Below are 12450 nucleotides of genomic sequence, written 5' to 3' on the forward strand. Positions count from 1 at the left end.
TTATATTATATAGCAATATTGTCTACAGTCTGATTTTTCTGAATTTAATTACGAAGATATTGCTTCATGCCTTCTGTGAAATAGATACCGGTATTTCCATTTTCTTTTGCATAAATGAAATAGGCATCCAATTCAGGATGAGCATTACAGATTGCTTTGGCTGAATCGAGTCCTAATACCATGAATGAAGTGGCATAGGCATCGGCAGTAGCACAATCTTTGGCTATGACGGTAGAGGAAAGTATATTATGCTGTACCGGATAACCTGTGCGAGGGTCGATGGTATGTGCATATTTCTTTCCGTCTTTGTAGTAAAAGTTACGATAGTTACCCGAAGTAGCCATTCCTCCCTGATTGATTTCAATAATGGTTTGCAATTCCTGATTAACGGAAAGCGAATCGTCTATCGGTTTGTTGATACCAATGCGCCATGATTCCTGTTGGGCATTCTTTCCTTTTACCACCAGTTCACCACCAATGTCGATCATGTAGTTTTTGATACCTTTGCTTTCAAGTAATCTGGCCACACAGTCCACTCCATATCCTTTGGCAATCGCACTGCAGTCGAGCATAATACGTGGATCTTTCTTTACAACTTTTCCGTCAACCAAGTCTACTTTTTCAAAGCCGATAAACTGACGGATGCTGTCGATAGTCAGGCTGTCTACGTGGCTTGCATTTTTGAATCCGAATCCCCAGGCATTGACTAAAGGAGCTACAGTGATGTCGAATGCACCATGAGTCTCTTTGGAAATCGTTTTAGCCAGACGGAATACGTGAGTGAACATGCTGTCTGTACTATAATCTTCGTTGTGGTTGATATGAGTGATAACAGACTTCTTATTAAATGGAGACAGTGAATTGTCTACTTTCTGAAGTTTACTTTCAATTTCCATTTTCAGGTTCTCTTTCGACTGATAGGTAATCTTGTACATTGTTCCAAATACGATTCCTTGATCAGTCTGATAAGGTACCTGTTTTTTTAAGATAAGTACAGTTCCTACAATCAGCAGAATAAGAAAAGGAAGCTGCCATTTGAGTTGTTTGTTTGCCATGAGTCTGATTTTCTATGTTTTAAAAAAGATGTTCAATTAATATTTTCACACCGATACCTATCAGTACAAGTCCACCGAATATTTCTACTCGCAGATGGAATCGTTTTCCGAAAAATACACCAATTAAATTTCCGACAATGGAAAGAAGAAAAGAAGCCAGTCCGATAATAAATAATGGGGCTGACAGACTTTGAATGGTGTTGAATCCGGTAAAGGCGAATGAAATACCGACAGCAAGAGCATCAATACTGGTTGCAATAGCCAGTGTAAGGATTACTCGCAAGCGTGTAGGATCGAAACAACAAGTCTCCTCCGACTGGAAATGTGCCCGAATCATCCGTACTCCAAGGAAACAAAGCAGACCAAATGCAATCCAGTGGTCGTAGGCTTCGATTAAATGGTTGAAACGGCTGGCTCCAAACCATCCTAGCAGAGGCATTAAGGCTTGGAACAATCCAAAGAAAAATGCCATTTTTAAAGTATTTCCCCACTGTATCCGGTGTAAGATAATACCGCTTGTTACAGATACAGTAAAACAGTCGATGGCTAAGCTGATAGCAAGTAGCCAGATTTCTAATATACTCATGATTAAAATGGCAAGTTATATATTAAGTTATAGGTTAAATTAAAACTGCTGCTTGCATTTTTTCCGAAGCCTGGAATGTACCAAGGTTCAGAATTTTCGGCATTGGCTACATTGATACGTCTTTTATATCGCACAGCCCATCCCATACAAAATCCCTTGTAAATCTTTACTTTTATTCCTACAACAGCTTCTATCCAGCTTGCATTGCTTTTGTTTCCCTTAAATTCATAAGGAATCTGGATTACTCCTCCGTAATTGGGGTCGTTCATGGTTGGGCCGTTTATGTCGTAGGTGAAGGATGTCATTCCATAACGCAGACCGGCATATAAATATCCCGGCAAATAGGGCTTCAGATAAAAAGCGTTATAATCCATACCGATACGGAAGAAAGGAGCAGATGTTTTGTAATGCATATCATTTGTATCGTGAATTACATCGGTTTCGCCATAGCCAATTTCTACAGTTGGGAAGAAGCGGTTCTTCAGATTACTTTGCAGGATAATTTCGCTACTTAAGATATCGCCGCCTATCAAGTGATTGGCCAACCCGGCTACTTCGATACCGATAGAACTTCCCTGATAAAAAGGTGAAGCCTTGTAGTCGGCTTTCAGTTCTTCCTTACTTTTCTTTTGTCCCCATGCGTAAGAGGGCAGCAGAAGCATACTATTCAGTATCAGTAACAGTGAAATATATCTTGATATTTTCTTTTTCATTGTTATCTATGTTCGGGTTGATAATTTGTATAGAATCGAGCTGATGGCGGGTAGATGTTGCTTGCTGTATCTCGTAGAACATCATGGTGCCACAGTCCAAATTCGTTACATAAGGTATATTGCGGTGAGAGATATGAATCGTATCGGGTTTGGCATGCATGTAAGCAAGTATAAAAGAAGTCTTATCGCTATAGCTTAAAGGCACTTCAAATCCGCTGGCCCCCACTTCCCGGTTGATTAATGTGTCATGTATCAGCGAGTCGTATACCACTTCTTCTTTAATAGTCCCGTCGTCCAATGTATCGTATACCGTTACATCGGCATGAATCATACCGATGATGCTTGTCGTATCAATCAATTGAACGGCTTTGCCGTGCTGGTTGACGAAAGAAAACTTTATGTAAGACATCGTGTTGGGAGGGCAATTCTCTACTTCGCAAGCAGGGAAGAAAAGGACTGCTATCCACAGGATGAATAAAAGGAACGGTAGCTTTTTCATGTAGATTACAGTTCTTTTTCAATTTTATAATTGTTTCTCTCCGGAGCATTGCGAGCTATCAGTTCTCCAATGAATCCTGCCAAAAATAGTTGGGTCCCGATTATCATGGTAGTGAGTGCCAGGTAGAAATAAGGATTTTCCGTAACCAGACGATAAGGATTGCCACAATACATATCATATAGTTTGGCTGCTCCTACTACTCCTACTGCAATGAATCCCAGAATGAACATGATGGAACCTAAAAAGCCGAAGATGTGCATGGGCTTCACTCCGAACTTAGACAAGAACCAAAGAGTAAGCAGGTCTAAGTATCCGTTTACAAAACGGTTCAGGCCGAATTTCGTCTTTCCGTATTTACGTGCCTGATGGTGTACCACCTTTTCCCCGATTTTGCTGAATCCGGCATTTTTTGCCAGATAAGGGATATAGCGATGCATCTCTCCGTATACTTCGATGTTTTTGATCACCTCACGTCGATAGGCTTTCAGTCCACAGTTGAAGTCGTGCAGATTATGAATACCCGATACGGCACGTGCCGTAGCATTGAATAACTTGGTAGGAATGGTTTTTGAAAGCGGATCGTATCGTTTTTGTTTCCATCCCGAAACCAGATCGTATCCGTCTTGGGTAATCATTCTGTATAGTTCGGGAATTTCATCCGGACTATCCTGTAAATCGGCATCCATGGTGATGACAACATCTCCCTGTGCCCGTTCAAAGCCACAGAACAAGGCCGGTGATTTACCGTAATTACGGCGGAATTTAATACCTCTTACACAGTCGTGTTTGCTGCTGAGCTCTTCGATGACTTGCCATGAATGGTCTGTACTTCCATCGTTTACAAAAATGATTTCGTAGCTGAAGCCGTTGGCATTCATCACACGTTCAATCCATGCATACAGTTCCGGCAAGGATTCTTCTTCATTATATAAAGGTACTACAACAGATATATCCATAGTTTATGATATTATTTTTTCTGCCTCATTACCAGTAGAGCGGTAAATAAAGCAAGTATGGTTCCATAAAAAATATTTTGTGAAATAAGTTGAGCTGTCAACTGGATAGGAGTCAATGCAGCGATGGCATCGATAGTTTGCATCAATGGTTCGATGCTGTCGGATAACCCTTGTATTCCTGCCGACTGTATTGATTCCAACTGAGTGCGATAAGTTTCAATGATGAAACCTTGGTCAAAAAAACGGAAATATACATAATGTGCTACCGCAGTGAGCAGTGAAGCAAACATATACATCAGTAAAGTGAATGAAAATGCACGCAGAAAACTAATTTCATTGTCGCAATATTTCATGCGGTATTTACGTGCATAGATATATCCTAATACAGGAACCAAAAGGGTGAGCAAAACGAACAATAGATGCAGAAAAGGAATTTTGAAGCCCATGGGAAGGAAAATGAATTTGAAAATCCAATATATTCCCATTACGGTTCCAAAACGCATGGCATGTTCTTGCAGAGTAGTGGGTCGGTTGTTAGTCATTCTTTCAATACACAATTAGTTATTTTCGCAAAATTACGCTTTTTACTGTTATGCATCGTAATAAAAGAAGATAAAAATCGTATTTGCATTCAAATTCTTGCCACTGCTTCACAATCAGACCATCTTTTCATCTCTTTAGTTTTATATTATAACCCTGCATATTGGGGAATTTTAAGGCATCAGAAGACGGTAATCATCCTTCAGAATGATAAAAAATTATCTTTTTCTGCAGTTTTTTTTGTCAAAGTATTGCAGATTCAAAAAATCTTCCTACCTTTGCACCCGCAATCGAGAAACATCGATGATGAAGAACGGTTGAAACATGGGTAAGTCCCATACGGCCAGCTCCTGATGAATCCTCCAGGGCTTGATCGCAGCAAAGGTAGTTGGTTGTAGCGGCGCGATATGGTAAGCTTACCCGCCTGCCTCTTTAGCTCAGTTGGCCAGAGCACGTGATTTGTAATCTCGGGGTCGTTGGTTCGAATCCGACAAGAGGCTCAAATAAAGCAGATGGGAGTAAGCACTGCTTTATGGCTTAAAATACTTACTCGTTTGCCTCTTTAGCTCAGTTGGCCAGAGCACGTGATTTGTAATCTCGGGGTCGTTGGTTCGAATCCGACAAGAGGCTCAAAGCTCAGAATTCATAAAGAATTTTGAGCTTTTTTCGTATATCCCTATGTGTACTCCGGACTTCTTAAATAAAGAAAACGGAGTACGTGCATTTCCTTTAAAGTTTGATAGAAGTATGCAGACTTTCCGACGCAGGAAACAAACTGTATCCGTCGTCGTTGATTGCGCGGCCGACGGTGTCGTCTGTCCGTCCGACGACGTCGTCTGTACAATCAACGACGTCGGTTATACGCTGGCATTGTTATATCTTTTTGAAGTTTCATTTTCATTTTCGGTTATATTCAAAGATTTTGAAATCATTTCAGATTCTTTTCAGATTTGAAGTCTACTTTTATTTCATCAATCATTAAAATGAAATTATTATGAAGACTTTTTTATCGTTATGGACTGTTTTGTTTGCTGTGATGTTGGGCCTGGCATCTTGTAATAAAAATGACATGCCGGAGGCTCCTCCGGGAACCGTCGATCCTTCGACTCTTCCAGCCGCTGTGTTGCAGGAGTTTGACGCCCGTTATCCTGGAGCGACCGATGTATCGTGGAGTATAAAGAATGACTATGCCGTAGCACATTTTTATTGGGACAGCGCTCGTTCGGACTCCCGTGCGCGTAATCATACGGCTTGGTTTACGATGAGAGGAGAGTGGGGGATGACTGAAACAGAAATACCTTTTGCCTTATTGTCAACTCTGGCACCGAAGGTATACGAAGCCTTTAGCGCAAGTACATACGGACAGGCTTCTTCGGGTTGGATGACTGATGATGAAGTAGATGTGCTGTTGCGTGGAGAAGGAACTGAGAAACTATATGTGATTGAAGTAAGCAAGAAAGAAGCAGGAAAAGAAACAGATGTAGATCTTTATTATACAGAGGGTGGGGTACTTGTAAAAGAAATTATAGATGCTGATGATAATCAGGATTACGATGAGTATCTTCCCCAAAAACCGGCCGGAAATATTGAAGCTTGGTTGAAACAGAAATTCACGGCTTATACGGTAGTGGAAATTGAAAACGAGGATGGCAGAACAGAAGTGGAGGTAATAGCAAAAGGACGTAAACATGAAGTCTTGTTTGATGCTTCCCAGAACTGGCTTTCTGTCAAGACGGATTTATATGCGATGGATGCCAATAATGCAGAATGGGTGCCTGCCAATATTGTAGAAGCTTTGCAGAAAGAGAGTTATGAGGTAAGCAATATTAAGGAAATAGAACGTTATGAGGTAAACAAGTCTGGCAATGAATATGTATATTTCTGTTTCGAAATGAGAAGTGGAAGAGATGAGGTGGATGTATATGTAGATGAGACTGGTATTATATCACGTCCGTCGGTGGGCGGCGAAGGAGTGGCTGTAGAAGGTGGTATCACTGAATTTCTGGCACAGAAATATCCGGGTGCGGTAGTTGTGGACAAAGATTATGACGACGGATATCTGGAGATAGACATTCGCCATGATAATATCATAAAAGAAGTAAAGTTCAATGGTCGTAACGAATGGATAAAGACTACTTGGGAATTGCGTTATGCTGCATTGCCGGAAGCTATTAGACAAACTTTGACAAAAGAAGGATACCAGCAGGCAGATGTAGACGACATTGAAGTGACCGAAAATGCTTTGGGAGTATTATACGAAGTGGAAATAGAAAAAGGGCATATTGAAAAAACATTGATTATGGATGCTCAAGGAGTTATCAAACAGCAATATTGATTAAATAAGTATAGGCTTATAGCTTATTGATTTGCCGGGTTATGTATCCCCTTTTTACCATATACCGATATGGTGGGAAGGGGATTTTTGTATGATAAATCCTGGTTCCTTTTGCTTTTTGTCAGTTGTCGTCTTTTTAGCGGGAAAACTGTGATGAGCATAAACAGACTATATGGCATGTAGGTTGGGAAGTCTTTTTATACGGTTGGGAATCTGTATTTACCGTTTGGGAATGATGAATGTTTGACACCGCTTGTCTCCTCTCTATTTTTGTAATTCAAAATATAAAAACATAAATGTTTAAATGAGAATCTAAAGATGAGGACTGTTTGTTTATTTGTTGGAATATGTATGCTGGTCTCTTGTGGTGGTACGGTGAAAGAGACTTCTCAGAAACAGGAGGTCAAATTTGCTTCTGTACAGACCGTTGCAGAAGAAAATGAGCGTAGTTACACTTTTCTTTCGTCTCCTTATCGTACTACGGAACTCTCGTTTAGAGTAGGAGGTCCGGTGGTGAATTTTGAAGTACAGAACGGTCAGTTTTTTAGGAAAGGAGAATTGATTGCCGCTATTGACGACCGCGATTTTTTAATTCGCAAGCAGCGGGCGGAAGCTTTGTTCAATCAGACGAAGGCAGATTTTATTCGTGTGTCCAATCTGTATGAGAAGGGGAATATTTCTGGTGCTGCATACGAGAAAGCCAAGGCTGATTATGAACGTGCTGAAGCTGATTTTAATACTGCGGAGAATGAACTGAAAGATACCCGGCTGACAGCTCCTTTTGACGGCTATGTACAAAAAATAAACATTGACAAGTATCAGGAGGTTAGTCCTTCTTTTCCGGTCGTTACTTTTATCGATCTTTCACGAATTAAGGCTGAGGCTTGTATCCCGGAAGATATGGCGGTTGGCCTTCGTGCAGCCGGACTGAAAGATTCTTCTTTTGTGCAGTTCAAAGCTTTGGGCGAAAAGAAGTTTCATCCCATCGAAACGTATGTGACTCAAAGTACCTTGGAAAATAATATCTCTTATTTGTATACGGTTATATTGGATAATAAAGATTACAGTCTGTTTGGTGGAATGGCTGGCACTTTGTCTTTACGATTCCCCAAATCCGATGGAGGTTTACATTCATGTTCACTTGTGGCCATTCCCCAGACAGCTGTTTGTCACACTATAGATAAAGGAGCATTTGTCTGGGTACTGGGAAAAGATAGCAGAGTGAGGAAACAAAAAGTGGAGATAGGAAATATGCTGTCGGGGAATAGGGTAGAAATATTATCCGGACTGAATGTCGGAGATAAGGTTGCAGTAACTCGTCTTTCCTATCTTTCGGAGAATGAAGAGGTACTTTTACAATTATAATTAGAGGGATATGGTTAGAGATATTACAAAGTTTTTTCTGAAAAACAAATCTTTGTCGTGGCTGTTGATGGCGCTTGTGCTGATAGGCGGTTCTGTAGCTTATGTAAATATGGGGAAATTAGAGGATGCCCCGTTTACCATCAAACAAGCTGTGGTAACTACTTCGTATCCTGGAGCATCTCCTATGGAAGTACAGAAACAGGTGACCGATATTCTGGAGGAATCTATTCAGTCATTAGGCGAATTGTATTATCTGAAGACTGATAACAGAGCCGGCCTGTCCAAAATAACGGTGTATGTAAAAAAGGAAATCCGTGCAGATGAAATGCAGCAGTTGTGGGACAAGTTGCGCAGAAAAGTGAGTGATGTACAAAGTAAATTGCCGGCAGGGGCAGGTCCTTCGGTCGTAAATGATGATTTTGGTGATGTATTGGGAGTATTCTATGGATTAAGTAGCGACTGTCATACTTATCGGGAACTGGAAGAACAGGCTGAGATTATTAAAAATGAACTTTTGGATGTGAAGGATGTGGCAAAGGTGGAATTGTTTGGAGTACAGAACCGGACAATTGAGGTTACTATTAATCCCACTTTACTGTCGAAGAGTGGCTTGACGGTACACGATATTATTTCGGCCTTCGATAAGCAAAATAAAATTGTGGATGCCGGAGCCATAGAGACCGATACGCATCGTTTGAGGGTAGAGGCTGTTGGGAGTTTCTTTAGTATGGAAGAAATAGAAAATCTTACTGTTGTTTCGAAGGATGGAACTTACTTTCGCTTGGGAGAGATTGCTACTTTTTCCGAAAGCTATGTACATCCGGCCAGAAGTAAGATGGCTATAAATAATATTCCGGCAGTAGGAATTGCAATTTCTACCGTTTCCGATGGAAATGTAGTAGAGATGTCTGAGCTGGTCAAGGAAACTATCTGTCACTTAAAAGACAGATTACCGGAAGGATTTTATTTGGAGTCAATCTATGATCAAGGATACGAGTCGGCTGTGGCAAACGATGGCTTTGTAATGAACCTGATTATTTCAGTGTTGACGGTTATCGCGGTATTGTTGTTCTTTATCGGCTTTAAAAACGGATTTCTGATAGGGAGCGGATTGATCTTTTCTATTTTCGGAACACTTGTTTATATGAATGCTACGGGGATAGCCCTGCAGCGTATGTCGTTGGCTGCGATTATTATAGCTATGGGAATGCTGGTAGACAATGCCATTGTGGTATACGATTCGGCTTTGGTGAATATGCAGAAAGGAATGCGTAAACGAAATGCAATATTGGCTGCTGTTTCTACTACATCCATGCCTTTGTTGGGAGCAACTTTGATTGCAGTCCTGACGTTTCTTCCCGTATATTTGTCTCCTCATATTACCGGAGAGCTTTTGTCTTCATTGTTTATTGTGATTGCAGTTTCATTGTTGTTGAGCTGGGTATTTGCTGTTACGCAGAATGTCTTTTTTGTACAAGAGTTTGTGCGTCGTCCTCGTCCGGATGAATTGAAGGGAGAGTTGTTTCAGGGACGTATCTATACTCTTTTCCGCAAATTGCTGGCTGCTACAATCCGGAAAAAATATAGAGTAGTAGGATGTATGGTTGTTTTGCTGGCCTTGTCGGTCTGGGGGTTCCGTTTTATTCCACAACAGTTTATGCCTTTGTTGAATAAACAATATTTTTCTGTCGATATGTGGTTGCCCGAGGGAGTACGTATCGAAGAAACGGAAAAGCAGGTTACAGAAATGGTTGCTTATCTCAAGCAGAATTCAGAAGTAAAGCAAGTTTCTTCGTTTGTCGGACAAACTCCTCCCCGTTTTTATCTTGCCAATGCTGCTTACGGACCACAATCCAATTATGCTCAATGTCTGGTAGAAGCTGAAACTCCCGAAAAGGCTCGTGCCTTGCAGAAAATGTTGAATGAAACATTGCCTCTGAAATTTCCGGATGCGTTGATACGTGTGAACCGTTTCGAGCTGAATTCTATTCCCCAGGCTTTGATTGAAGCTCGTTTTTGCGGAGATGATCCTGCGGTACTCGATTCGCTCACCCAAATAGCTGTTGGTATCATGCGTAATAATCCTAAAGCATTGAATCCTCGCAATGAATGGGGAAATATGGCAATGAATGTACAGGCTGAATACGATCCTGTAAAAGCTGGGAAACTGAATATCGGGCGTTCGGATATGATGATGGCTGTGAAAAGTTTGTGTGATGGAGTTTCTGTGGGTGTTTACCGTGATGAGAACAAAAAAGTTCCAGTTTTGCTCTGTACTCCATTTGAAGAAGATTTTTCACAAAAATCATTGGAGGATTTGCAGGTATGGAACGGTACACGTTCTGCTCCATTGGCTCAGTTGACAGATGATATAGAACTGGGATGGGAGTATCCTTTGGTACGTACCTATAATCGTCAGTTGTCTATGGCTGCACAGTGTGATGTCAAACCGGGGCATACGATGTCTGAGGTCTTGAATGAAATAAAGGCAGAAGTTGAGCAAATACAATTGCCAGAAGGATATACCTTCTTTTGGGACTCTCAATATAAAGATCAGAAAGAGGCAATGGAAGCACTTACCAAATATTTTCCTTTGGCAATAGTCTTCTTGATTATTATTCTCGTAGCTTTGTTTGGTAACTTCAAGCAGCCGGCCATAATCTTTTTGATTCTTCCGTTGTCTCTGATTGGTATGGTTTTGGGGTTGCTCTGTACCGGTTTCGAATTTGGATTCTTCTGTATGGCGGGATGGCTTGGACTGTTGGGTATGATTATCAAAAATGTAATTGTGTTGTTGGATGAAGTCAATATACAGAGGAGTATGGGTGTTGACCCTTATCATGCCATTATTGAGGCTACGGTGTCGAGAACAAGACCTGTGCTGATGGCTGCTCTTACTACTATTTTTGGAAGTATTCCTCTGCTTTTTGATGTAGTTTTCGGTGGAATGGCAGCTACTATTGTGTTTGGTCTGTCTTTTGCTACTTTACTTACCCTATTTGTAACTCCGGCATTGTATGCTATTTTTTATCAAGTAAAAAAAGAGAATATTTAAAATAAAGACTATGAGTATCAAATTTCTTTATTTCGGTCAGTGGGCAATTATTTTATTCGCTATATTTGGAGTACAAACAGCGTGTGCTCAGCAAAGTGCTTGTTTGCAGGCTTATCGTAATCGGGTAATTGACTACAATCAGGATATTAAGGCTGCTGGATATACTGTATCCTTGCAGAAGGAGAAAGAGAAATCAGCGAAAGCAGATTTTCTTCCTAAATTATCTGCTGATGGTAGCTTCAGCTATACCGGTAATCCGATGGAGCTGCAGGTTGATATACCGGAGATGAATATATCCCGTTCTTGGCAAGGTTCTGATATGAAGTATGGAGCTTCGCTGACTTTGGCGCAGCCGTTGTATCAAGGAGGATTTATCCGTGCAGGGTATGACAAGTCGAAGAAGGAGAAAGAACTGGCTGAGTACGAGCAACAACGTATTACCAATAATACTGTTTACAATGCCGATGTTTATTACTGGAATGCAGTAGCGCAGACAGAAATGGTAAAGATAGCAGAAGAGTTTAAGTCGTCTGTATCACTATTGGTAGATGTGGTCCGTCATCGGGTACAAGAGGAATATACAGACCGTAGTGATTTGCTTATGGCTGAAGTAAAGCTGAATGATGCAAATTATCGTTTGTTGCAGGCAGAGAACAGGAGAGAAGTAGCTCGGTTATCACTGAATTCTTTTGCCGGTGTGGCTCCAGACAGTGTACTTCAAACGGATTCTGCAGTGATATCTTTAAGAGAAATGGATGATAGAAATGAAACGACAGATTTAGGATTGGCTCATCGGCCTGAACTAAGAATTGCGTTAAATAAAGTCGAGATCCAGAAAGCACAGGCGAAAATGGCCAATGCCCAGTTTCTGCCACGGGTATCGGTTGGAATTGATGGAAGTTATATGTCACCGGGTTATAATTTCCGGTCTGATATGGATCCTAACTATGTGGTGTATGCTAAACTAAGTGTTCCTATCTTTGAATGGGGTAAAAGAAAAAGTACTCGTCGTGCTGGAAAATATGGAATTGATATAGCCCAGGAGAATCATCATAAAGTGGTAGATAATCTTCGGCTGGAAATAGAAACGGCTTATTATACATATTCACAATCGATAGAAAAGGTAATCTTTACAGAGAGTTCACTGCAAAAGGCTGCCGAAAGTGAATACTTGGCTATGGAGAAATATAAGGAAGGAAATATCTCTATTGTAGAAGTAATTAATGCACAACTTTATCATCAGGAGGCTAAAGTGAATTACATACAGTCAAAATTAGACGCACAGATAGCTAAGAGTGGATTTGAAAGGGCGATGGGAAGAATAGGGTATTAATAAAAAATAAATA

The 12450-nt window shown here is 40.8% G+C and carries 10 protein-coding genes and 2 tRNA genes; 6 read left to right on the forward strand and 6 right to left on the reverse strand.

From position 1 onward, the window contains the following. Positions 1-44: 44 nt before the first annotated feature. Genes O6P32_RS07865 through O6P32_RS07890 form a run of 6 tightly spaced genes read right to left on the reverse strand, consistent with a single transcriptional unit; the run spans position 45 to position 4351 of the window. Positions 45-1055, reverse strand: a complete 1011-nt coding sequence (locus O6P32_RS07865; protein WP_269877812.1) for an FAD:protein FMN transferase — start codon at positions 1053-1055, stop codon at positions 45-47. A 19-nt stretch (positions 1056-1074) separates the two neighbouring features. Continuing rightward, complete coding sequence (locus tag O6P32_RS07870) at positions 1075-1641, reverse strand: manganese efflux pump MntP (protein ID WP_178265668.1); 567 nt, start codon at positions 1639-1641, stop codon at positions 1075-1077. A 2-nt stretch (positions 1642-1643) separates the two neighbouring features. Beyond that, complete coding sequence (locus tag O6P32_RS07875) at positions 1644-2354, reverse strand: DUF6048 family protein (protein ID WP_178265669.1); 711 nt, start codon at positions 2352-2354, stop codon at positions 1644-1646. Continuing rightward, entirely contained in the window at positions 2305-2853 is a 549-nt protein-coding gene (locus tag O6P32_RS07880; protein ID WP_178265670.1) for a DUF6452 family protein, read from the reverse strand. The genes O6P32_RS07875 and O6P32_RS07880 overlap by 50 nt, the downstream gene beginning before the upstream one ends. A 5-nt stretch (positions 2854-2858) precedes the next feature. Further along, positions 2859-3809 carry a glycosyltransferase family 2 protein gene (locus O6P32_RS07885; RefSeq protein ID WP_269877814.1) on the reverse strand — a complete coding sequence of 317 codons (951 nt, stop codon included), beginning with the start codon at positions 3807-3809 and terminating at the stop codon, positions 2859-2861. An 11-nt stretch (positions 3810-3820) separates the two neighbouring features. Then, positions 3821-4351, reverse strand: coding sequence for a DUF4199 domain-containing protein (locus tag O6P32_RS07890; RefSeq protein ID WP_269877816.1), 531 nt, complete (start codon positions 4349-4351; stop codon positions 3821-3823). A gap of 424 nt (positions 4352-4775) precedes the next feature. Between O6P32_RS07890 and O6P32_RS07895 the strand changes: the two genes are divergently transcribed. From O6P32_RS07895 to O6P32_RS07920, 6 genes are all read left to right on the forward strand, one after another. Further along, positions 4776-4849 (forward strand) — tRNA-Thr (locus tag O6P32_RS07895). 56 nt (positions 4850-4905) lie between these two features. Continuing rightward, positions 4906-4979: transfer RNA gene (locus tag O6P32_RS07900), tRNA-Thr, on the forward strand. Positions 4980-5343: 364 nt separating this feature from the next. Further along, entirely contained in the window at positions 5344-6684 is a 1341-nt protein-coding gene (locus O6P32_RS07905; protein ID WP_269877817.1) for a PepSY-like domain-containing protein, read from the forward strand. Positions 6685-7035: 351 nt separating this feature from the next. After that, positions 7036-8049: an efflux RND transporter periplasmic adaptor subunit gene (locus tag O6P32_RS07910; protein WP_269877818.1), complete on the forward strand. Its 1014-nt coding sequence runs from the start codon at positions 7036-7038 to the stop codon at positions 8047-8049. A gap of 10 nt (positions 8050-8059) precedes the next feature. After that, a complete protein-coding gene (locus O6P32_RS07915; RefSeq protein ID WP_269877819.1) occupies positions 8060-11104 on the forward strand; it encodes an efflux RND transporter permease subunit in 3045 nt (1014 codons plus the stop codon). Positions 11105-11114: 10 nt separating this feature from the next. Next, positions 11115-12437 carry a TolC family protein gene (locus tag O6P32_RS07920; protein ID WP_269877820.1) on the forward strand — a complete coding sequence of 441 codons (1323 nt, stop codon included), beginning with the start codon at positions 11115-11117 and terminating at the stop codon, positions 12435-12437. The last annotated feature ends 13 nt before the right edge of the window (positions 12438-12450 follow it).

The sequence above is a fragment of the Phocaeicola acetigenes genome, from assembly GCF_027529745.1.
Classification (GTDB): Bacteria; Bacteroidota; Bacteroidia; order Bacteroidales; family Bacteroidaceae; genus Phocaeicola; species Phocaeicola acetigenes.